Source organism: Kitasatospora albolonga (assembly GCF_039535905.1).
GTDB lineage: Bacteria > Actinomycetota > Actinomycetes > Streptomycetales > Streptomycetaceae > Kitasatospora > Kitasatospora albolonga.
Genome location: NZ_BAAAYB010000075.1, coordinates 12,295 through 33,907, shown reverse-complemented (window position 1 = coordinate 33,907; position 21,613 = coordinate 12,295). Strand labels below are relative to the sequence as shown.

General features: G+C 70.4%; 15 protein-coding genes and 3 pseudogenes. 6 read left to right on the top strand and 12 right to left on the bottom strand.

Going from position 1 to position 21,613, the window contains the following annotated elements; genetic code table 11:
- Window positions 1-133: 133 nt before the first annotated feature.
- The 4 genes and pseudogenes from ABD946_RS18170 to ABD946_RS18155 all read left to right on the top strand — a co-directional run.
- Window positions 134-1,348: pseudogene (locus tag ABD946_RS18170) on the top strand (sigma-70 family RNA polymerase sigma factor); the annotation flags it as partial.
- Between the two features lie 309 nt (window positions 1,349-1,657).
- Window positions 1,658-3,562, top strand: a pseudogene (locus ABD946_RS18165) (transcriptional regulator); the annotation flags it as partial.
- Window positions 3,559-4,551 (top strand): hypothetical protein, encoded by a 993-nt coding sequence (locus ABD946_RS18160; RefSeq protein ID WP_345284813.1) that lies wholly within the window; start codon window positions 3,559-3,561, stop codon window positions 4,549-4,551. The pseudogene ABD946_RS18165 and the gene ABD946_RS18160, both read left to right, overlap by 4 nt.
- The gene (locus ABD946_RS18155; RefSeq protein WP_345284811.1) at window positions 4,548-5,435 is read left to right on the top strand and encodes a DUF6339 family protein; all 888 of its coding nucleotides are present in this window, start codon (window positions 4,548-4,550) and stop codon (window positions 5,433-5,435) included. The genes ABD946_RS18160 and ABD946_RS18155 overlap by 4 nt, the downstream gene beginning before the upstream one ends.
- Here the strand turns inward: ABD946_RS18155 and ABD946_RS18150 are convergent.
- The 3 genes from ABD946_RS18150 to glnA form a co-directional block, all read right to left on the bottom strand.
- A complete protein-coding gene (locus ABD946_RS18150) occupies window positions 5,404-6,714 on the bottom strand; it encodes a DNA cytosine methyltransferase (RefSeq protein ID WP_380150190.1) in 1,311 nt (436 codons plus the stop codon). The genes ABD946_RS18155 and ABD946_RS18150 overlap by 32 nt on opposite strands.
- Window positions 6,715-6,835: 121 nt before the next feature.
- Complete coding sequence (locus ABD946_RS18145; RefSeq protein ID WP_380150191.1) at window positions 6,836-7,339, bottom strand: very short patch repair endonuclease; 504 nt, start codon at window positions 7,337-7,339, stop codon at window positions 6,836-6,838.
- Window positions 7,340-8,058: 719 nt separating this feature from the next.
- Window positions 8,059-9,471, bottom strand: a complete 1,413-nt coding sequence (gene glnA / locus ABD946_RS18140; protein WP_345284807.1) for a type I glutamate--ammonia ligase — start codon at window positions 9,469-9,471, stop codon at window positions 8,059-8,061.
- Window positions 9,472-9,731: 260 nt separating this feature from the next.
- Between glnA and ABD946_RS18135 the strand changes: the two genes are divergently transcribed.
- Complete coding sequence (locus tag ABD946_RS18135; RefSeq protein WP_345284805.1) at window positions 9,732-10,199, top strand: RDD family protein; 468 nt, start codon at window positions 9,732-9,734, stop codon at window positions 10,197-10,199.
- A gap of 74 nt (window positions 10,200-10,273) precedes the next feature.
- Here ABD946_RS18135 and ABD946_RS18130 read toward each other — a convergent pair whose 3' ends face one another.
- From ABD946_RS18130 to ABD946_RS18100, 7 genes and pseudogenes are all read right to left on the bottom strand, one after another.
- Entirely contained in the window at window positions 10,274-10,963 is a 690-nt protein-coding gene (locus tag ABD946_RS18130) for a DUF4191 domain-containing protein (RefSeq protein WP_345284803.1), read from the bottom strand.
- Window positions 10,964-11,071: 108 nt separating this feature from the next.
- On the bottom strand, window positions 11,072-11,263 hold the full coding sequence (locus tag ABD946_RS18125; RefSeq protein WP_345284801.1) for a hypothetical protein: 192 nt from the start codon (window positions 11,261-11,263) through the stop codon (window positions 11,072-11,074).
- 150 nt (window positions 11,264-11,413) lie between these two features.
- The gene (gene lipA, locus ABD946_RS18120) at window positions 11,414-12,367 is read right to left on the bottom strand and encodes a lipoyl synthase (protein ID WP_345284799.1); all 954 of its coding nucleotides are present in this window, start codon (window positions 12,365-12,367) and stop codon (window positions 11,414-11,416) included.
- Window positions 12,368-12,511: 144 nt separating this feature from the next.
- On the bottom strand, window positions 12,512-13,282 hold the full coding sequence (lipB, locus tag ABD946_RS18115) for a lipoyl(octanoyl) transferase LipB (RefSeq protein WP_380150215.1): 771 nt from the start codon (window positions 13,280-13,282) through the stop codon (window positions 12,512-12,514).
- A 224-nt stretch (window positions 13,283-13,506) separates the two neighbouring features.
- Window positions 13,507-15,421 (bottom strand): annotated as a pseudogene (locus ABD946_RS18110) (helix-turn-helix domain-containing protein).
- A 69-nt stretch (window positions 15,422-15,490) separates the two neighbouring features.
- Complete coding sequence (locus ABD946_RS18105) at window positions 15,491-16,846, bottom strand: MFS transporter (RefSeq protein WP_345284795.1); 1,356 nt, start codon at window positions 16,844-16,846, stop codon at window positions 15,491-15,493.
- Window positions 16,847-16,885: 39 nt separating this feature from the next.
- Window positions 16,886-17,647: a 3-hydroxybutyrate dehydrogenase gene (locus ABD946_RS18100; RefSeq protein WP_345284793.1), complete on the bottom strand. Its 762-nt coding sequence runs from the start codon at window positions 17,645-17,647 to the stop codon at window positions 16,886-16,888.
- A gap of 297 nt (window positions 17,648-17,944) precedes the next feature.
- Here ABD946_RS18100 and ABD946_RS18095 point away from each other — a divergent pair, with 297 nt between their 5' ends.
- A complete protein-coding gene (locus tag ABD946_RS18095; protein ID WP_345284791.1) occupies window positions 17,945-19,642 on the top strand; it encodes an NsdA family TPR-like regulatory protein in 1,698 nt (565 codons plus the stop codon).
- Between the two features lie 278 nt (window positions 19,643-19,920).
- Here the strand turns inward: ABD946_RS18095 and ABD946_RS18090 are convergent, their stop codons facing one another.
- Window positions 19,921-20,091, bottom strand: a complete 171-nt coding sequence (locus ABD946_RS18090; RefSeq protein WP_345284789.1) for a hypothetical protein — start codon at window positions 20,089-20,091, stop codon at window positions 19,921-19,923.
- 74 nt (window positions 20,092-20,165) lie between these two features.
- Window positions 20,166-21,389 carry a cation:proton antiporter gene (locus ABD946_RS18085; protein WP_345284787.1) on the bottom strand — a complete coding sequence of 408 codons (1,224 nt, stop codon included), beginning with the start codon at window positions 21,387-21,389 and terminating at the stop codon, window positions 20,166-20,168.
- Window positions 21,390-21,613 lie beyond the last annotated feature (224 nt).

The following is a 21,613-nucleotide window of genomic DNA, read 5'->3' as shown; positions in this document are numbered from 1 at the left end:
CCTCACCGACAGATCTTCAACATACCGACTTCCGGCCCTCGAGTGCGGGCCGTGGCGAGGAGTCGCTGGCAGTAGTGGTCGTTTGAGTGATGAACTACGGGCAGACACGGACGGACGGACGGACGAGGCGATCATGGTGAACGGCGGTGGATCCGGTGAGCGCGTGCCTGACATCGACTGGGCCTTCCTCGCCGGTCTGATCAGTCGGTTCGAAGCGGAAGGGGTGGACGCCCGGCAGGCGCTGGCAAAGGTTGTAAAGGCCGCGCACCTCAACCAGGAACAGGCTGTCGACCTGTGGAAGTCGGTTGCCAAGAGCCGGGTGGACTCTGCCCCCGACGAGGAGGAGCGGTTCGGGCCCGGGCCCGCCGACCGATCCGAAGCGGCGTTCGTCGAGGATGCGGAGGACGCCGACCTAGTCGGCCCCGATGACGAGGAGGAGACTCCGGACCTCGATCAGTTCCGGGGTACGGTGCGTGTGCACGACTTGGAAGCGGCACGCCACCTGGCCCGGCTCGTGCTCCGCGTCGATCGAAGGCACCCGGATCCGGATGCGCGTCTGTTGAGCGCAGAGGAGGAGGTGGGACTCTCCCTTCTCTTCCGCGACGGCATCGCGGCGGAGGAAGAACTGCCGGAGGGTTATGTTGCTTCTCTCGCACGCGACGATGAGCCGTATCAGGCCTTTTCCGCGATGATTGCCCACAACCGCCGGTTGGTCGTGAAGACGGCGCTGACGCTGGGATACCGGGCGGATCACCCCGATCACGACGATCTCGTGCAACACGGCATGATCGGTCTGATCCGGGCTGTCGAGAAGTTCGACATATCCGTCGGATGCAAGTTCTCGACCTACGCCACCTGGTGGATCCGTCAGCGCATCACCCGTGCAGTGGCCGACGAAGGGTCGGCCATCCGGCTTCCGGTCTACATCTGGACCGAGATCGACAAGCTTCGGAGGAGAGAGCGGGAGTTCCTCGAGCGAGGAGCCCGACCGACCGCCCTCGATCTCTCGCTCGCATGTGACTTGCCCCTGGAAAAGGTGAACGAGTACCTGGGACTCAGTCGACGAATGGTCTTCTCGATGGACCAGCCCGCCGGTGAGGGCGTGACGCTCGGACAGTTGATGGTCCTCGACACGGCATCGGTCCCGGGGCCGGAGCACGCGCTGTGGTCGCGGTTCCAACGCCAGGAGCTCCTTCAGTGGTTCGAGGACTGCGGACTGGAGGAACGGGACCGCGAAGTGCTGTTTCTGAGGTTCGGATTCGTCGACGGCCGGCAGTGGATCCTGGACGATATCGGCAAACGCTTCAATGTCACACGCGAGCGCATTCGACAGATCGAGAGCAGGGCACTGAAGGACCTCGGGGTCCTGCTCGGCCTGCGGCCGGATAATGCCGCTTCTGAGCGGCGGCGGTCGAGGGCGGCCGCGAAGCGCGCAGCCCTCGAACACGCCGCGCGGGGCGGAACCCGGGGGCGTCGCGGCACGGTCGGCAAAGCGGGAGCAAAGCGCAGTTCCGAGGGAAGAGAGGGAACGGTGATCTCGAAGGAGACCGAGTCCGGTCCGCAGACGGCCGGGCCGGCAGGCGAGCACGGAGTCGATGCCACGGACCTCAGGGTGGCGATGTCGCCGACCGGGGTCGAGGGTTCTTCGGGTGGCACCGGTGTGTCGCCTGTCTGGTACCACCGTCCTGGTCACAAGGACGGTGGGCGGGAGTTCGGCAACGCAGCTGCGTTCGCCTTCGAGGCGGATCTGGAAGTACTGGCACGCGAAGCCACGCAGAACAGTCTGGATGAGCGTGATCGGCGGAACGATCGCCCGGTCAGGGTCCGTTACACGCTCCACGAGCTGACCGGGGACCATCTGGCCCGATTCCGCGACGCGATCGGTTGGGACGACCTTAGGCCTCACTACGAGGCCGCCGCAGCACAGGACCAGAAGGTCGGACGTGTCATCAGCACTGGCCTGCGCGAGATGTCCGAGCGGGAACGGCTGGTCCTGCTCCGCATCGACGACTACAACGCGAGCGGCCTGACCGGCGACGACTACGAGGACGGCCGGTTTGCCGCCGTGGTCCGGCGCCAGCTCGACAGCCGGAAGGCGGACGCCTCGGCCGGCGGATCGTACGGCCTTGGGAAGGCGACCTTGTGGGCCACCAGTCGGCTCGGCCTCGTGCTCATGAACTCGACGCTTTCCGAACCGCACGAGGGACACACCAGGCGTAGGTTGATCGGACGGCTCGACTTGCCGTGGCGGGAGGTGGCTGGTGAGAGATTTGCGGGTCCCGCCTGGTTGGGGCAGCCCGACCAGGCGGCGGAGAACACGAGTGTCGTCCGCTCCTGGTGGGCGGACGAGGAGACGGCCGAAAGCCTGCACCTCACCAGGGAGCACGACGACCCAGGGACGTCCTTCCTGATCGTGGGAGCGCACGATGTGGCCAGCCTCGTCGGTGCCGGACCGGACGGTGACGGCGACCCGGGTGACGACGAGGACAGTCTGGAGCGCATGCATCAGCGTCTGGTCGGTGCGCTGGGGCGCAACTTCTGGGCCGCGATGACGGCGGGAGGGAATCGTCCCCCGCTTCTGGAGGCGTCGGTCCGAACGCTGCGCAACGGCGTGGCACACATCGCGGAAGAGCGGGTCGATCCCCAGTTGCACCAGCCCGCTCGTACCCGCGCGCTCCAGGCCTTCCTGGCCGGTACCACGGTGGACCGGCTCACCGCGGCGGGGCAGGTGGCTCTCACCACGGTGCGGTTGAACCTCCCCGACCGAGAGGGTCTCGCCGGCGCCGCGGGCGAGCACCGAGCGGTCCTGCTGGTCACCGATGCCACGGACGCCGATGGCAGGATCAACCAGGTCACCGCGATGCGCGGAAACCGTATGACGGTCAGGACCAGCCGGGTGCCGGGGCTCCCGATCGGGACCAATCCGTTCCAGGCTGTGCTGCTTGCGGGTCGGGCGGCAGGGGAGGATGCACCGTTCGCCGTCGAGGCGGAGGAGTTCCTGCGTGCCTCGGAGCCGCCGGAGCACAACAAGTGGGGTCAGACCGACGAACTGAGAACGCGCTACTCGCCGTCCGCGCACCGGCGGATCGCGGCGATGACGTCGGAGATCAACAAGGCGGTGCAGCAGCTCGTGGCAGTCGCCAGGAAGGACAAGCGCGACGGCACGAGCAGGGTGAGCAAACGACTGAAGATCTCGGGAAAGCCCGCCACCAAGGTCAGGGGCACGGTCACGCCGCCCAGGCTCGACGATCTGGAAGCCGTCATCGACTCCTCCGGAGCCTGGCAGATCACCGCGGTGGTCAAGGTGTCGCCGGGCGAGATGGCGTGGGCCATGAGCCCCGTGGCAAAGGTGGAAGTGCGTTCCGGACCGCGCCCGTTGATCCGATGGTCCGAGCTGGCCGCCGTCAGCAACTGCGAACTGGTCGACGGTGTCCTGCACTTCGCAGCGGGTGCGCGCCGCGCGGTGTTCCGCGGCGTCACCGACGTGTCGACGCATCCGGTACGAGCCGGGCTGGCCGGACTCGTCGTCGAACTTCAGGAGAGCAAGGAGGCCGAGGTATGAGGGCTTATGCCTACCCCCGGTTGACCGGTCCGGTGGCAACCAGGGTCACGGCGGTTCGGCTGCGCGGTCCAGGCGATGGCCGGGAACACCTGGAGTCCCGTGGGTGGTCGGTGGTCGAGCAGGTCGTCGCGCTCGGTATGGCGGAGCGGGACGACTGGCACACGGCCAGACTCTCACTGGCGGTGACAGTGCCCGCTCGGGAGATCGAGACGAAGAAGCACTGGTCGGACATCGCCGTTGTCGCGGTACTGGCGGAAGGGGTCACCAACGCCCGAACGGTGGCCCGGTTGATGCCCGGCACGGATGGCGGCCAGGAATGGACCGGCGAGATCGAACTCGACCGGGACAGCCACGTCGACCGGGCATCCCTTTCCGTGCATGTGGTTGCCACGGTGGGAGGTGTGGCAGGCAGGATTATCGGGTCCACAGCTCAGGACTGGCTCGTCGACGTGATCTCCGACGCACCGCTGAGAGATCGTCAACTGGACGTCACCACCGTCAGCTTCGCTCGCGGCAAGGAGTGGTTGAGGCCCTTCAGGGAAGTTCCCTGGATAGTGGATATTTCCGGGCGGATGCCCGCAGTGCGTCTGAACTCCGACTTCGAAGGGTTCGCGGCACTCGTTCAGAGCCCGGGTTCGAAGATGGAGACCATGGTGGGCGAGATGCTGCTAGCGCAGATGTGTGCAGATGTGTGGACAGCGGTGTTTCATACGGCCATCGGCGACCTGGAGATCGAGGAGGACGGGACCCCCCTCTTCCCGCCGGACTGGCGGGGCGCGGTTCTCCGGGAGATGCTTCCGGACGTCGTCCCCGGGCGATCGGCCGAGGCGGCCCTGCGCGAAGTCCACGACAGGCGTATCGGCGAGGGAAGCTGGACCGATCTGCAACCGCGGATCCAATACGCCGCGGCTCGTCGCGCCGATGTTCCCAAGGTCCTGACCTCTGCTGTCCGTGATATCGAACGATTCGAGCAGGAGACCCACGCGTGACTTCCCGACCGGAGCACCTGCCGGAGCGGCTTGCTCTGATCTCCGATGCGCAGGCTTCCGAGTTCCTGACGGCAGGGGTGCTCGAGGGGCAGGACGACATTCGTTCCATCGCCCTGAACAAGGCGGCGGAGCCGCTGCCTGGCGATGACATGCGAGCGGAGTTGTACCGTGTCCGGGACCTGATCGACGACGCGATGAGCATGTTCCGCTCCGAGCGGCCGACTGCGGCGGACGCGTGGTTGGCGCCGAGACTGCACGAAACCCTTCGACTGACTCGCAGGGAAGCCGCGGAGAAGGGATTCTGGACCTACCTGGCCCTCGGAGTGGCACCCGACTACGTCGTGTGGCGTCATCTGCCCGACCCGAGGGCTGACGGGGCACCCCGCGCCGTGGCCAGGGACAGGTTTGTCGGCCCGCACTACAAGCAGGCATTCGCCAGGCTCTGGTGGACAGCCGAGTTGTTCCGTGACGGCCCGGACTATCGGCCGGTTGTCGTCGCGTGCGGTAACCAGGACATGCTCAATTCCGCGGTGCGGCTCGATGTCATCGACCATCGCCCGACCGCTCAGGCCCTGGTCCGACTCCTGGAGCGGGGAACAGTGCGGACCGGCCGAGAGATCAATGCGTTGATGCCGGCGATCAACGCCGCAGCGGCCACCCTGATGTACGACGTCATCGCCCCCGACGTCGATCGTGACGGAGAGGCCGTGCGTGAGTGGATCGAGGGAGCGGCCTCCGCTCTTCCCGCTCCGCGGAACACCTTGCCCGACGGACCAGAGGAGGAGCGGGTCCCGGACGATGCGGTGCGGCACCTGGTCGCTCAATTCGAGGATCTGTTCTCCGACGTCTCGGTCAGGGGGCGGGCTTCCGGCGAGTCCGGCTGACCTTGTGGCTGTCCTCGGGGCATCGGGCCCGGTCACCGCATCCGATGTCACGTAGAAGGGCGGTCAGGTCGTCGCTCGCCTCCGGCCAGGTCGTCGAGTCCGCCAACTGTGCGTCCGAGGGAGCAGTGCCACGCAGTGCATGGCTGAGGACGTGCATTCCGAGCCGGGGCGGCACGGCGTTTCCGACTTGCTGCGCCTGGTCGTTGCCCGACCAGGGGAAGTTGTGCGGGAAGGTCTGCAACACTCCGGACTCGGCGATCGTGAAACGATCGAATTTGTTCTCTTCGTAGTCCATGGGTGTCCGGTAGATCTTGTTGCGGGATACCTTTCCGGTGACGGTGAAGGCGGGTTCGGAGGACAACCGCTGACCACGCTTCTTCGGGTTGCCATTGGAGCCGTAGTTGGATACGACGAAGAAATTCGTCCGACCCTTGGAGTGGAACCTGGACATGTCGATCGACGATCCTGGCAGCATGTCAGCGGCATCGAGCGCTTCCGCCATGGAGACCCACTTGTCTGTGGGACGGGAATCGATCGTGAATGCCTCTTCCTGACCTGTCTTGTTCCTTCCACGACGTACGTCGAAGGAACGGTGCGTCGTGCTGGGCCGTGAGACGGCACCGGCGCCCACGAGGCGCGCGATGAGCACCGCTCGAGTGCGTGTCTGGGGGACCCCGAACTGCTCGGTTTTCAACTCCCAGCAGTCCGCCTCGTACTTGACGCCTGCGAGCCGTCCCTCGCCACTGCGCAGAAGTTGGGCGTAGACGTCCCACAAGGGCAGCACCGCTGGCACCTGTTCCAGGACGATCACCCGATAGGGGTCACGGCCCTCGGTCTCTATCGCCTTGAGCAGCCAGCGGAGAGGCTCCAACACCAGTGCAGTGCGTGGATCCACCTTCAGGGAATGCAGGTCCTCGTCGATTCGGGCTTCGTTCTCGCCGGAGACGAGTCGGTGGATGAACTCCTTCACCGTGTCGAGTGCTGCCCTTCCGGCACCGCGTCCCGCCACGGAGAAGGACTGGCACGGGGGGCCGCCGGCCAACACGTCGACCGACCGAGGGATCTCGTCGAAGCGTGTCCGGCGCATGACGCTGACATCGGCGTGGAACGTCGGCAGACCGGCCGCATAACGGGTTTCGCAGGCGTTCCGATCCCATTCGATGCCGATGCTCTTGTGCCCCAGGAAGTGCGCGGCCACATCAAGACCGCCGGGACCTGCGAAGAGGTCCAAGATGCGGACTCCATCAAGAGGGTCGATCTGTGTTCCTGGGCTGCTCATGGGGCTGAAGTCTATCCGGCCGCAGTGACGGAGCCGACGGTGCGGGCCGGTGCGTCGATCGGCCAGCTGTGCGCACAGGGGTACGCCGAGCGTCAGGCGCCCTTGGCCTGTCGAGTCCGCACTACCGGGGCCGCTTCTCCGCGTGCTGTCCCCTTGCCGCGGCGGTGTTGTCCAAGGTCCGAGGGCTCTTTGCGAGGAGTCGTGCGGCTGCCTTCTCCTCCTCCACGGCCGTGGCGACCGCGCACGCGACGGTGTCCGGTGACTCGTGCTCCCAGAAGCGCATGACCGTCCAACCTTCGGATATCAGCTGGGCGTTCGTCTCCAGATCCCGTGCGATGTTGCGGTCGAGCTTCTGCCGCCACCAGTCTGCGTTCGCCTTGGGGCTCGTGGCGTGCTCCGGGCAACCGTGCCAGAAGCAGCCGTCGATGAGAACGGCCAACCTGGCTCGCGTGAACGCGATGTCGATCTTGCGTCGGCGCATGCCGGGCACGGGAAAGTGGGTGCGATAGCGGTAACCCGAGGCATGGAGGAGCTTTCGTACGGCTTGCTCGGCCGCGGTGTCGCGGTTGGTCTGGCGACTCATCCGGGCCGAGGCGTCAGGACTGGAGGGCGGTACAGCTGGCATGCCTCCATTGTCCCGTTCTCATGGCGTGCGCCAGCACCGCGTGCCCCACGGTTGCCGAGATGCCTCACCCCAATGCCGCCAGCACGATCGCGAAGCAGACCACCGCGACGGTGTAGCCCAGCGGGCCGGCCCCGCCGCCGGGGGTGTGGAGCGGGGACGCAGACCGAAGGCGAAGAGGGTGGAGAGGCCGACGGCGATGATTTTCCACCGTTCGGGAATCGTGCGCCGAGGCCCGGTCGGCCGGTTGGAATTGGTTCGCTGGCGGGCCGCGGTGACGGGCAGACCCGGCAGGCGAGGCTGGTGCGGGGCGGCTCTGGCGTACGAGTGGGCAGCCTGGAGCGCTTGCTTGCCCTCGTCGATGAGTTGGACTACTGCTACGCAATGCGCTCGACGGGGAGACCCGGCCGAGCGCAGGCGCGGGCTACTCGCGTCTTGATCAACCACGTGATGCAGTGGTTCCTCGGGTCGGTTCGCCAAGCGGCAGTCCGGACGACGACGCACAGGCAACGCCTATTCATCGTCAAGTCGCTGACGGCTGTGCGGTGGCGGTTCAGGCCGCTGAGGGGGTTTGCGTCGAGATCGAACTCGGTGCACTCTCATTTCACGCCGCGAGCCTTCGACGGCAGCTTTTCCCGTTGAGGTTTCCGCAGGTCAGGACTGTGCCTGACCTGCGGAAACAGTGAGAGATCAACCTGCGTTTCCGCAGGTCGGAGCGGGTCCTACAGGTCGTAGTACAGCTCGAACTCGTGCGGGTGCGGGCGCAGCGCGATCGGGGCGATCTCGTGGGTGCGCTTGTAGTCGATCCAGGTCTCGATCAGGTCGGGCGTGAAGACGCCGCCCGCGAGCAGGTACTCGTGGTCGGCCTCCAGGGCGTCGAGGACGGCGCCGAGGGAGTTGGGGACCTGGGGGACGGAGGCGTGCTCGTCGGGGGCCAGCTCGTAGAGGTCCTTGTCGACGGGCTCGAGGGGCTCGATCTTGTTCTTGATGCCGTCGAGGCCGGCCATCAGCATGGCGGCGAAGGCCAGGTACGGGTTGGAGGCCGGGTCGGGGGCGCGGAACTCGATGCGCTTGGCCTTGGCGTTGGAGCCGGTGATCGGGATGCGGATCGCGGCGGAGCGGTTGCGCTGGGAGTAGACCAGGTTGACCGGGGCCTCGAAGCCGGGGACCAGGCGGTGGTAGGAGTTCACCGAGGGGTTGGTGAAGGCGAGCAGCGAGGCGGCGTGCTTGAGGATGCCGCCGATGTAGTAGCGGGCGGTGTCGGAGAGGCCCGCGTAGCCCTGCTCGTCGTAGAAGAGTGGGGAGCCGTCGCTCCACAGGGACTGGTGGACGTGCATGCCGGAGCCGTTGTCGCCGAAGATCGGCTTGGGCATGAAGGTGGCGGTCTTGCCGTTCCGCCAGGCCACGTTCTTGATGATGTACTTGAACAGCATCAGGTCGTCGGCGGAGTGCAGCAGGGTGTTGAACTTGTAGTTGATCTCGGCCTGGCCGGCGGTGCCCACCTCGTGGTGCTGGCGCTCCACCTCCAGCCCGGCGGCGGCGAGTTCGAGCGACATCTCGGCGCGCAGGTCGGCGAAGTGGTCGACCGGCGGGGTGGGGAAGTAGCCGCCCTTGTACTTGACCTTGTAGCCGCGCACGTCGCCGGTCTCGGAGCCGGAGTTCCAGGCGCCGGCCTCGGAGTCGATGTGGTAGTACGAGGCGTTCGCGCTGGTCTCGAAGCGGACCGAGTCGAAGACGTAGAACTCGGCCTCGGGCCCGAAGTAGGCGGTGTCGGCGATGCCGGAGGAGGCCAGGTAGGCCTCGGCCTTGCGGGCGACGTTGCGCGGGTCGCGGCTGTAGGCCTCGCCGGTGATCGGGTCCTGGATGAAGAAGTTGATGTTGAGGTGCTTGTCCTTGCGGAACGGGTCCAGCCGGGCGGTGGCCAGGTCGGGGACGAGCGCCATGTCGGACTCGTGGATGGCCTGGAAGCCGCGGATCGACGAGCCGTCGAACATCAGGGTCTCGGACGGGTCGAAGGTCGCCGCTGGCACGGAGAAGTGCTGCATGACGCCCGGCAGGTCGCAGAACCTCACGTCGACGAACTTGATGTCGTTGTCCGCGATGTACTGCTTGACCTCGGCGGCGTTGTTGAACATCCATCCTCCTCAGCGAGCGCGTTTTAGGGGTCAACCCTAGGAATCGGCCGTTTCCGGCTGGTGACCCTTTCGTTTCCTAGATGTTAACCGGGCTGCTCAAGGGGGAGTCAAAGGCGTACGGTTCCGGGCAAATCAGCACCCGTGGACGGCAGGTGCCCGACAAGTGGTCCAGACCACTCAGTGAAGGCCGCCGAGAGCGATTCACCCGCTCGGGGGGAGGGGCCCGAAGATCGCCGGGACTGCCCGGATAGTGTGGATTCGTGGACACCAGAGAAGCGTTGGGATCGTGGATCGACGGACCGAAGGCCGCCGCCGAGAAGATGGGCGCCGACTTCGGGTACCGGGGTGAGCGCCTCGGGCTGCCCAAGGAGGGCCCCGGCTCGCTGGCCGGCCCGGGCCGGCGGATCGGCGCGCTGTTCGTGGACGGCTGGCTGTGCAGCCTGGTCTCCTTCGGGCTGATCGCCCAGGGCGCCCCGGGGTCGGCCAACATGTGGACCACCCCGCTCTACTACGCCGTCGCCGTGCTCCTGCTCTCCACCACCGGGACGACGGTCGGCAAGCGGCTGTTCGGCCTGCGGGTGGTCCGGCTGGACGGCGGGCGGGCGAGCATCCCCCAGGTGCTGCTGCGCACCCTGCTGCTCGTCCTGGTGATCCCGGCGGTGGTCTGGGACCGCGACACCCGAGGGCTGCACGACAAGGCCGTGCGCACCGTCGAGGTGCGGATCTGACCGGACGCCGGAGCAAGTGAACGGCCCCGCCGCGAGAGTCTCGCGGCGGGGCCGTGGCGTTGGTGGGGGAGCGGTCAGCGGACCTGGCCGCCCTTGGGCATCCGTGCGCCCTTGGGCATCGGGCCCTTGGGGATCGGAGCCTTGGAGAGCAGGTCGCCCAGCGCGCGCAGGCGGTCGTTGGTCTCGGTGACCTGGCCCGGGGTGATGGAGCGCGGCAGGCGCATCAGGTGCACCTGGAGCTTCTTCAGCGGCACCTCGCCCTCGCCGTTGCCCACCACGATGTCGTGCACCGGGATGTCGCCGACCACGCGGGCCATCTTCTTCTTCTCGGCGGCCAGCAGGGCGCGCACCCGGTTCGGGTTGCCCTCGCCGATCAGCGCGATGCCGGGGCGGCCGATCGCGCGGTAGACGGCGTCCTGGTTGCGGGTGACCGCGACCGGGGTCGGGTTGGCGCTCCAGCCGCGGCGGATGTTGTTCAGCACGGCCGCGACGGCGCCCGGCTGACCCTCCATCTGGCCGAAGGCGGCCCGCTCGGCGCGTCGCCCGAAGACGATCGCCATGGCCAGGAAGGCCACGATGAAGCCGAGGATGCCCAGGTAGATCGGGTGGTCGATCGCAAAGCCGATGGCGAGGAACACGCCGAAGGTGAGCAGACCGACGGCCGCGATGATCAGGCCGATCTTGGTGTCGACCTTCTTGGTCATGGTGTACGCCTGGCGGATCTGCTTGAGCCGCCCAGGGGTTTCGGATGTTTGCCTCGCCATACCGCTCATGGTACGTGGCGGGAGCACGGGATATCCAAGGGCGCCCCCAAACTGCAACCCGGACGCGCCCCCGACGGGTGCCCGCCGGCCGTCCGGCGACCGCGCAGGTCAGGCGTGGCGGCGCTGTCCGTCGGCCTCGGCGGGGAAGAGCCCGGCCACCTCGGCGCGGTCCGCGGCGTGCTGCCGGTTCTCCACGACCGCCGACCAGGCGTTGCGGCGGGCCCTCAGCTGGCCGCCGGCCAGCAGGGCACGCTCGGTGCGACGCAGTGCGTAAACCAGGACTCCGGTCTTCTTCTGCATGCTGTCAGGGTCCCCCTCCTGTGTTGCCGGGCGGTGACCGAACGGTCAAAGCCCGATGAAAAGCCCGCAGGAACGGACCTGAACGGTCCGCGGTGCTCCGGAACGGCGGGAGGCCGGGGCGTTCGCCCCGGCCTCCCGCCGTACGTCCGATCAGACCGCCGCGCGCTCGCGGTGCTCCAGCGCCTGCCGGTACAGCCGCCCGGCGCGGTACGAGGAGCGGACCAGCGGGCCCGACATGACGCCGGCGAAGCCCAGCTCCTCGGCCTCCTCCTGGAGCTCGACGAACTCCTGCGGCTTCACCCAGCGCTCGACGGGGTGGTGCCGCACCGAGGGGCGCAGGTACTGGGTGATGGTGATCAGCTCGCAGCCGGCCCCGACCAGGTCGGCCAGCGCCTGGCTGACCTCCTCGCGGGTCTCGCCCATGCCCAGGATGAGGTTGGACTTGGTGACCAGCCCGGCCGCGCGGGCCTGGGTGATGACGTCCAGCGAGCGCTCGTAGCGGAAGGCGGGGCGGATCCGCTTGAAGATCCGGGGCACCGTCTCGACGTTGTGCGCGAGCACCTCGGGGCGGGAGGAGAAGACCTCGGCCAGCTGCTCGGGCACGGCGTTGAAGTCCGGGATGAGCAGCTCGACGCCGGTGCGGCCGGCCTCGCGGCCGGCGGTCATCGCGTGCACCTGGCGGACGGTCTCGGCGTACAGCCAGGCGCCGCCGTCCTCCAGGTCGTCGCGGGCGACGCCGGTGATGGTGGCGTAGTTGAGGTCCATCGTGACGATGGACTCGGCGACCCGGCGCGGCTCGTCCCGGTCGAAGTCGGCGGGCTTGCCGGTGTCGATCTGGCAGAAGTCGCAGCGGCGGGTGCACTGGTCACCGCCGATGAGGAAGGTGGCCTCGCGGTCCTCCCAGCACTCGAAGATGTTGGGGCAGCCGGCCTCCTGGCAGACCGTGTGCAGCCCCTCCTTCTTCACCAGCGACTGGAGGGCGTTGTACTCGGGCCCCATCTTGGCTCGGGTCTTGATCCACTCGGGCTTCCGCTCGATGGGGGTCTCGCTGTTGCGGACCTCCAGGCGGAGGAGCTTCCTGCCGTCGGGCGCGACAGCGGACACGTGCGACTCCTAGAACTAGACGGGGTACCCCTAGGGTACGCCTGTGCTTGTGCGGGTTTCACCGGGCGCGGGCCCTGTATTCGCAGGGACGACAGCGCGTGACGGGCGGGTGGCATTCCCGCGCGGAGCGGGGTGCCGGGGGCCTCAGCGGGCCAGGGCGGGCTCCGGCAGCTCGGCCAGCACCTCGCGCAGGTGCCGCTCCACCACCGGCAGGGCTGCGGCGACGCCGAAGTCGCGGCCCAGTTCGGAACTGATCGAACCGACCCCGGCGTCCCGGATCCCGCAGGGCACGATCCGGTCGAACCATGTCATGTCGGGGTCGCAGTTGAGCGCGAAGCCGTGCATCGTGACGCCCCGGGCGACCCGGACGCCGATCGCCGCCAGCTTGCGGTCGTCGCCGCGCTGGCCCGCGTTGGAGGGCGCGTACTCGGGGCCCGCCAGGCGCGGGTCGATGCCGAGCGGCAGGCCCATCCGCAGGGTCAGCTTGCCGATCTCGACCACCTCGGACGGGTCCACCACCGCGCCGGGGATCTCGGCGCCGAGCTTCCAGACGCCGCTGCGGCCCTCGATCCGGGTGGTGGCGATGCCGACCTCGCCGCAGGCGCGGATCAGTGCCTCCTCCAGGCGGCGCACGTACGCGACCACGTCGATCGGGTCCGGCAGCTTCACGATCGGGTAGCCGACCAGCTGGCCCGGGCCGTGCCAGGTGATCTCGCCGCCCCGGTTGACCTGCACCACGGGGGTGCCGTCCAGGGGGTAGTCCTCGGGGTTGGTGCGCTTGCCGGCGGTGTACACCGGCTGGTGCTCCAGCAGCAGCACGGTGTCGGGGATCTCGTCGGCGACGCGGAGCTCGTGGAGCCGCTGCTGCTCGGCCCAGGCTTCCTCGTAGGGGACCGAGCGCTCGCCTATGCCCATGTGCACGAACCGTACGTGCTCGCTCACCGCTGCTCCTTGCCAGGCGTCAAAACCGACCACGCCACTGTACGCCGCCGGCTCATGGTGCCTGGAGGGCACCAGGGGCGCGAGGAACTGCGCGAGTCCGGAAGGCGGACCAGCGTGAGATCGGGGCAGGTGAGCCAGTTGCACGTGCTGCCGTTCCCCCGCGCGCAGTTCCTCGCGCCCCTGGGCGCCGCGGGCGGTTACTCGCTTGCCAGGAGCTGCAGGCGGAGCGCGAGCTGGAGCTCCAGGCTGCGTTCCGGGTGGTTCCAGTCCGGGCCCAGCAGGACCTCGACGCGGTCGAGGCGTTGGACGACGGTGTTGACGTGGACGTGGAGCTCGTCCTTGGCGCGGGTGAGGCTGCCGCCGCAGTCGAAGTAGGAGCGCAGGGTGCGGACCAGCTCCGTGCCGCGCCGGGCGTCGTAGTCGAGCAGCGGCCCGAGGGTGGCCCGGACGAAGGCGGCCACGTCGTGCCCGTCGCCGAGCAGGACGCCCAGGAAGCCGAGGTCGGCGGCGGAGGCGCCGTCCCCGTCCCGCCCGAGCACCCGCAGGGCCCGGACGCAGCGCAGCCCCTCCCCGTACGCGGCGGCCAGTTCGACCGGCCCGGTGGCGACCCGTCCGGCGCCGACCGTCACCGGCGTGCCGGTGAGCCGGGCCAGGCGTTCGGCGGCCTGGGCGGCGGCCTCGCCCGCGCTCGGTGACCCTTCGTCGGGGAGCAGCAGCAGCACCACGGCCTCGCCGTGCTCCGCGCTGAGGCCGCGGGCGCCGAACAGGTAGCGGGCGGCGGCTCCGGCGAGCCGGGCCCGTTCGGCGGGCGGGGCGGCGGCGACCAGCACCAGGTGCGGGCGGTTCAGGTCGACGCCCAGGCGTCGGCCGCGGGCGACCAGGCCCGCCGGGTCGCGGCCGGGGGCGGTGAGCAGGTCGGCGACCAGTTCGCCGCGGACCCGGTTCTCGGCCTCGGCGACCGAGCGGCGCAGGAGCAGCAGCAGGGCGGTGACCACCCCGGCCCGTTCGAACAGGCGGCGGTCGGCGTCGTCCAGCCCCGGCCGGCCCGAGCAGCACGATGGCGCCGAGCGGCTCCTGGCCGGCCAGCACCGCGCAGATCCAGGCGTCGCCGTGCCGGACGGCGCGCCCCTCGGCGCGCGAGGCGGCGGCGAGCTCCGACAGTCCGTCAGGCCCCGGCGCGCGCCCGGACAGTACGAGCCCCTCGGCGTCGTACACGCCCACCTCGCCACCCAGCAGGGCGGCCACCGCGGCGGCCACGTCCGGGACCTCCGCGCCGCGCAGCACCAGGTCGGTGAGGCGGTCGTGGGCCCGTTCGGCGCGCTGGACGGCCTCGGAGTGGGCCTGGATGACGGCGTTGGCGGTGTTCAGCTCGGCCAGTGCGGCCCGGGTCTCGGCCAGGGAGTTGGCGGTGTCCAGGGCGATGGCGGCGTGCGCGGCCAGGGTGCAGAGCAGGGCCACCTCGTCGGGGGAGAAGGCCCGGGCCGAGCGGTCGGCGGCGAACAGCACGCCGATCACCTGGCCGCCGAGCAGCAGCGGCACGCCGATGATGGCGACCAGGCCCTCGTCCAGCACGCCCGCGTCGATGGTGCCGGTGTGGTGGAAGCGCTCGTCGGTCCGGTAGTCCGGGGTGGCGTACGGGCGGGCGCTCTGCGCGACCAGGCCGCCGAGGCCGTCGCCGAGGCTGAGCCGCAGGTTCTGGAAGAGCGCGGAGACGGAGCCGTCGGTGACCCGCATGTAGGTGTCCCCGGCGGCCCGGTCCGGCAGGGTCAGGTAGGCGGTGTCGGTGCCGAGCAGCATCCGGGCCCGGCGGACGATGGCCTGCAGGACGGAGTCCAGGTCCCGGGAGGCGGCCAGGTCCCCGGCGGTGTCGAAGAGCGCCGTCAGTTCGGCCTCCCGGCGCCGGTGCTGACGCAGCGTCCGGTGCACCCGCAGGGCCAGCCAGGTGGCGTCGTCGATCTCGGCCAGCACCGCCGCCGGGGCGCCCCGGCGGCGCGCCTCGGCGAGCACCTCGCCGAAGTCCTCGGTGGCGGCGCCGGAGGCGAGCAGGTCGAGCAGCCGCCGCAGGGCGGCGGCGCTGCTGGGGAGGGGCGGGTCGTCCATGGTGCGGGCCATCGTGCCAGTTCTCTGCCGGGTGCGCAGCGGCCGGTACCGCACTGGTACCGGCCGCCGCGTGACGAACGATCAGACCTTGGCCAGGGCGGGGGCCTCGTCGGCACCCACCTCGGCGAGGTCGCGGCCGCGGGTCTCGCGGGCGCAGAGGACGGCGACCACGGTGATCACGGCGGCGATCGCCACGTAGACCGAGATCGGGGTGGAGCTGCCGTAGTCCTTGAGCAGGGCGGTGGCGATCAGCGGTGCGGGGGCGCCGGCCGCCACCGAGGCGAACTGGGCGCCGATGGAGGCGCCGGAGTACCGCATCCGGGTGGCGAACAGCTCGGAGAAGAAGGCCGCCTGCGGGGCGTACATCGCCGAGTGGAAGACCAGCCCGACGGTGACCGCGAGCAGCAGCGAGCCGAAGCTCTTGGTGTCCACCAGTCCGAAGAAGACGAAGGCCCAGACGCCGACCCCGACCGCGCCGACCAGGTAGACCGGCTTGCGGCCGACCCGGTCGGAGAGCGCTCCGAAGAGCGGGATCAGCGCGAACTGGACGGCCGAGGCGATCAGCACCGCGTTGAGCGCGGTCTGCTTGGGCAGGTGCACGTGGCCCACCGCGTAGGCCAGCACGAAGGTGGTCATCACGTAGTAGGAGATGTTCTCCGCCATCCGCGCGCCCACCGCGGTGAGCACCTCGCGCCAGTGGTGGCGCAGCACCGCGACCAGCGGCGGCTGCTCGGGCGCCTGCGCCTCGCGCGCCGCGGCCGCGGCCAGCGCCTGCTGGAACAGCGGGGACTCGTCCACCGCCAGCCGGATCCACAGGCCGACCATCACCAGCAGCGCGGAGAGCAGGAACGGCACCCGCCAGCCCCAGGACACGAAGGCCTCGTCCGACAGCACCGCGGTCATCAGCGAGAGCACGCCGGCCGCCAGCAGGTTGCCCGCCGGGGCGCCGCCCTGCGGCCAGGAGGCCCAGAAGCCGCGCCGCTTCGCGTCCCCGTGCTCGGAGACCAGCAGCACCGCGCCGCCCCACTCGCCGCCGAGCGCGAAGCCCTGCACCAGCCGCAGCGCGGTCAGCAGCAGCGGTGCGGCCACGCCGATCTGGTGGTACGTCGGCAGCACGCCGATCAGGGTGGTCGAGCCACCCATCAGCAGCAGGCTCAGCACCAGCAGCTTCTTGCGGCCGATCCGGTCGCCGAAGTGGCCGAAGACCAGCGCGCCGATCGGGCGGGCGGCGAAGCCGATGGCGTAGGTGAGGAAGGAGAGCAGGGTGCCGGTCAGCGGGTCGCTGTTCGGGAAGAAGACCTTGTTGAAGACCAGCGCGGCGGCGGTGCCGTACAGGAAGTAGTCGTACCACTCGATGGTGGTACCTATCAGGCTCGCGCCGACGACCTTCTTGAGGGAGGCGCCGGAGGTTCTCGCGGCGTCGGGAGAACTGGGCATGCGTCACCACTTCTTGGGGGGAGGGGAGTTGCAGGGGGATCAGTGTGCGGTCCAGCCGCCGTCCACCGGGAGGGAGGCCCCGGTGATGTAGGAGGCGGTCGGGGAGCAGAGCCAGACGGCGAGCTGGGCCACCTCGTCGGGCTCGATCAGGCGCTTGACGGCGGTGCGTTCGAGCATGATCTGCTCCACCACCTCGTCCTCGTGGATGCCGTGGGCCAGCGCCTGGGCGGCGATCTGCTTCTCCACCAGGGCGGTGCGGACGTAGGCCGGGTTGATGCAGTTGCTGGTGACGCCGTACGGGGCGCCCTCCAGGGCGACGGTCTTGCTCAGGCCCTCCAAGCCGTGCTTGGCCGTCACGTAGGCGGACTTGAAGGGGCTGGCGCGCAGGCCGTGCACCGAGGAGATGTTGACCACCCGTCCCCACCCCTGCTCGTACATGTGCGGCAGGGTCCGGCGCAGGATGCGGAACGGCGCCTCCACCATCACCCGCTGGATCAGGGCGAAGCGGTCCGGCGGGAACTCGTGCACCGGCGCGACGTGCTGGAGGCCCGCGTTGTTGACGACGATGTCGGCGTCGTCCGGCAGCGCGTCGGCGGCCGCCGGGTCGCCCAGGTCGGCGACCACCGGGACGCCGCCGATCCGGGCGGCGAGCTCCTCGGCCGGGGCCGCGGCCAGGTCGACGACGTAGACCCGGGCGCCGGCCGCCGCCAGGGCCTCGGCGCAGGCCCGGCCGATGCCCGAGGCGGCGCCGGTGACCAGTGCCGTACGGCCGTCCAGCGGCCGGGCTGAAGAGGTGTCCATGGCCGAGAACGGTAGGAAGTGGCGGCCCTCGCTGATATGTGCCGGGACCACACAGGGTGGCGCGGGGCCGTGGTGGACGAAACCAGGTGGTCCATTCGGCGACAGGCTCGGTCCAAGCCAAACACCCACCGACGCACCTTCCCTACAACGGGCGCCATTGCATCACCCGTTCGGAGGATTGCCCGCCCAGATCCACCCATAGCGGCGAAATGCTCGCTACATTCGCGCCGATTCCCGACAGGGGGCGCACCTCCAGACAGGTGGGGGCTGGTGGGGCGCTCGAGAGGTGAGACAGATATGCCCCAACGGCCTGCAACCGACAGCCCGGCGTACGGACAGCTCGACCCGCACGATCCGCACGACCCGCACCTCGACGATCCGCACGAGCGGGCCGCCGGGGCCGAGGCGCTGCCCGGGGACCGGGCCCGCGCCGCTGACACCACCTCAGGGGACCGGACCCAGAACCCACGTCTCGCCGCACTGATCGAGGAGGCCGGCTTCTCGCACGCCGGGCTGGCCCGCCGGGTCGACCAACTCGGCCTGGAGCACGGCCTGGACCTCCGCTACGACAAGACCTCCGTCACCCGCTGGCTGCGCGGGCAGCAGCCGCGCGGCGCCACCCCCGCGCTGATCGCCGAGGTCTTCACCCGCCGCCTGGGCCGCCGGCTCACCGCCCAGGACATCGGCCTGGACGCCTGCGCCCCGGTCTACGCCGGGCTGGAGTTCGCCGAATCGCCGCAGGAGGCGGTCGACATCGTCGCCTCCATGTGGCGCAAGGACACCGGCCTGCAGTCCGAGCTGCGCCGGATCGCCTTCACCCCGGCCGGTCTGGTGGTGCCCAGCCGGGACTGGCTGATCGGCCGCACCGACGAACGGGTGGCCCGGGACGGCTCGGTGCCCGGCCTGCCCGACGCACCGCCGGCCGGCCGTCCGCCCGCGCCCGGAGCGCCGCCGGCCGGTGCGCGCGGCGTGGTGCCGCCCGCCCGGGGCGCGGCCGTCCCCCGGGTGCCCGGCCGGGTCCCCGCCCAGAGCCGCGGCGGCCTGCCGCCGCTCGGTGAGCAGGAGACCCGCGAGCAGCGTCCGACGCTGCGGGTCGGCCGGGGCGACATCGCCGCCATCCGCGCCGTCGGGGACCTCTTCCGCGCCCTCGACCACGCCTACGGCGGCGGCCACGCCCGGCAGGCCCTGGTGCGCTACCTGGAGAGCGAGGCCGAGCCGATGCTGCGCGGCCGGTACGGCGAGCAGATCGGCCGCGCGCTGTTCGGCGCCGTCGCCGACCTGACCAGGCTGGCCGGCTGGACCTCCTTCGACATCGCTGCCCACGGCCTGGCCCAGCGCTACTTCGTCCAGGCGCTGCGGCTCTCCCAGGCCGCGGGGGACCGCGTGCTCGGCGGCTACGTGCTCACCACCATGAGCCAGCAGGCCGTCCACCTCGGCCACGGCCGGGAGGCGATCCAGCTGGCGCGCGTCGCCCAGCAGGGTGTCGGCACCGCCGCCGCGCCCACCGTCCAGGCCCTGATGCACGCCGCCGAGGCCCGCGGCCACGCCCTGCTCGGCGACGTCCGGGCCTGCACCACCGCCCTGGTGCGCTGCGAACGGGCCCTGGGCATCGCCCGCCCCAGCGACGAACTCCCCTCCTGGGCGCGGTACTTCGACGAGGCCCAGCTGGCCGACGAGTTCGCCCACTGCTACCGCGACCTCCAGCAGTGGCGGCCCGCCGCCCAGCACGCCGAGAAGTCCCTGAGGCTGCGCACCCCGGCCTTCGCCCGCAGCCGCATCCTCTGCCGCCTGGTCCTCGCGAGCTCGCGCCTCGGCCTCGGCGAGGTGGACGAGGCCTGCGGCCTGGCCACCGAGGCGCTCCGCGCGGCGGGTGAGATGCGCTCCGCCCGCACGGTGGAGTACCTCCGCGACTTCCACCGCCGCCTCACCCCGTACCGGGCCGGCCAGGCCGCCCGCGCCTTCGACGAGGCCGCCCGCCAGGCGGGGGTGATCTGACCGGCCGTCAGGTGCGGGCCCCGTACGCCGCAGGCCCCGGCCGGGGGAGGGCCGGGGCCTGCGGGATGGGAAGGGCGAGCCTGACCGGCGTGGGGGAGTCCTGTCGGTCTCGCCGTGGTCGGTGGGGCCGGGGGAAGGGAGGGGTGCGCCCGTGCGGACGGGCCGGTGCTGTGCTGCCTCGCGGTGGTGCCGGTTCGGTGCCGGTGCGGTTCGGTGCCGGTGCCGGTGCGGTTCGGTGCCGTGCGGTCGGGCCGGGTGGCGCTGGGTGGCGCTGGACGTCAGGCCGGGTCGCGCGGGCGGCCGGTCTCGCGGAGGAGCCGGTCCGGTGCCGCGTGCCAGAGCGGGACCACTGGTATCGGGTGCACGGGCGGAGCGGGCGGGATCACGACGACGGGCGGCACCGCCTCGGTGCTGTGGGAGGCGAGGATCGCCAGGCCGTCGGTTGCCATGCATAGACGGTAGGCCCGCGCGCCGGGGCGCCGCCCGGTGGTGACCGACACTCCGTCACCTCCGGCCGCGCGCCTCACCAGCTCTCGGCCCGCACCCGGGGAGCTCCTTCCGGCGGGGGCGGCGTGCCCTGTCCGCGCAGCCGCTGCGCCAGCAGCGGGAAGAGCAGCACCGAGAGCATCCCGGCCCCCACCAGGGCCGCCGCCGTGGACGAGGGCAGCCGCCCGTCGTCCACCTCGATGGTGGTGATCACCACGACCAGCGGCAGCGCCGTGGCCCCGAACAGCCCGAGCGCGGCCCTGTCCCGCCGGCCCAGCTCCGGCGGGGCCAGCAGGGCGGCCGGCACTCCGCGCAGCACCAGCAGCAGGAGCAGGAAGAGCGGCACCAGCAGGAGGGTCCCCGGGTCGTCGAGGAGGGCCTTCAGGTCGAAGTTCATCCCGCTCACCACGAAGAAGACCGGCACCAGGAAGCCGAATCCGATGCTCTCCAGCTTGGCCTCGATCACCTCCTCCTCGGCCTCCGCCACTTCGGAGAGCAGCAACCTGGAGACGATCCCGGCGGTGAACGCGCCCAGCAGCATGTCCAGGCTCAGCCAGATCGCCGCCCCCACCATCGTGGCCAGCACCAGCATCACCAGACGGATCGCGAACTGCCCCGAGGTCCGCATGGTCCGCCGGATCAGCCGGGTCGCCCAGTCCGGGCGCGGACGGCGCGCGTAGCCCACCGCCGCGACCGTGATGAGGGCGAACGCGCCGAGGATGACCGCCGACTTGGCGGGCGTGTTGCCGCTCAGCAGCACCGCGATGGCCACGATCGGGCCGAACTCGCCGACCGCCCCGGTGGCCATCGTCATCGACCCGAACGGCGTCGGCAGCACCCCCGAGTCGCGCAGGATCGGCAGGATGGTGCCGAGCGCGGTGGTGGTCAGTGCGAGGCCGGCGAAGGCGCCGTTCAGCGGGCTCGGGTTGATCAGCGCACCGAAGCCGAGCGCCAGCACGACGGTGACCAGCCAGGCGGCGACCGCCCGCTTGAGCGGGCCGCCGCGCAGCCGGGCGAAGTCGATCTCGTAGCCGGCGAGGAACATCAGCATCGCCAGGCCGAACTGCGACAGCGCGTCCACCAGGTCGCCGACGTCGGCCCAGTGCAGCACGTCCGGGCCGATCAGCACGCCGAGCACGATCTCGAACACCACGGTCGGGACGGCGAGCCACCGTTGGAGGCGGTCCGCCAGCAGCGGCGCGGCGACGGCACAGGCCGGGATCAGGACCAGCGCGACGGCATCGGCGTCCTCGGCCGTCATGGGCGATATGCCCGACTCTGCGTCATATCGTCATCCTGGCACGACCCCCGGCGAAAAGAGGTGAGGCCGGGGGTGCGAGGAACTGCGCGGGTCGGAAGGCGGCTCGCCTGCAACTTGACCGCCGTCAGCCAGTCGCACGTGCTGCTGTTCCCCCGCGCGCCGTTCCTCGCGCCCCTGCGGGGCGCTGCTCTGCCGGGCCGGGAGGCCCGGGGGCGCGGGGAACT

Excerpts from the sequence above, each read along its gene's own strand:
- ABD946_RS18095 (WP_345284791.1), top strand. The coding sequence starts at position 17,945 with ATGCCCCAACGGCCTGCAACCGACAGCCCGGCGTACGGACAGCTCGAC.
- ABD946_RS18125 (WP_345284801.1), bottom strand. The coding sequence starts at position 11,263 with ATGCAGAAGAAGACCGGAGTCCTGGTTTACGCACTGCGTCGCACCGAG.
- ABD946_RS18130 (WP_345284803.1), bottom strand. The coding sequence starts at position 10,963 with ATGGCGAGGCAAACATCCGAAACCCCTGGGCGGCTCAAGCAGATCCGC.
- ABD946_RS18085 (WP_345284787.1), bottom strand. The coding sequence starts at position 21,389 with ATGACGGCCGAGGACGCCGATGCCGTCGCGCTGGTCCTGATCCCGGCC.
- ABD946_RS18090 (WP_345284789.1), bottom strand. The coding sequence starts at position 20,091 with ATGGCAACCGACGGCCTGGCGATCCTCGCCTCCCACAGCACCGAGGCG.
- glnA (WP_345284807.1), bottom strand. The coding sequence starts at position 9,471 with ATGTTCAACAACGCCGCCGAGGTCAAGCAGTACATCGCGGACAACGAC.
- ABD946_RS18145 (WP_380150191.1), bottom strand. The coding sequence starts at position 7,339 with ATGCCAGCTGTACCGCCCTCCAGTCCTGACGCCTCGGCCCGGATGAGT.
- ABD946_RS18150 (WP_380150190.1), bottom strand. The coding sequence starts at position 6,714 with ATGAGCAGCCCAGGAACACAGATCGACCCTCTTGATGGAGTCCGCATC.
- ABD946_RS18160 (WP_345284813.1), top strand. The coding sequence starts at position 3,559 with ATGAGGGCTTATGCCTACCCCCGGTTGACCGGTCCGGTGGCAACCAGG.
- ABD946_RS18100 (WP_345284793.1), bottom strand. The coding sequence starts at position 17,647 with ATGGACACCTCTTCAGCCCGGCCGCTGGACGGCCGTACGGCACTGGTC.
- lipB (WP_380150215.1), bottom strand. The coding sequence starts at position 13,282 with ATGGGCATAGGCGAGCGCTCGGTCCCCTACGAGGAAGCCTGGGCCGAG.
- ABD946_RS18105 (WP_345284795.1), bottom strand. The coding sequence starts at position 16,846 with ATGCCCAGTTCTCCCGACGCCGCGAGAACCTCCGGCGCCTCCCTCAAG.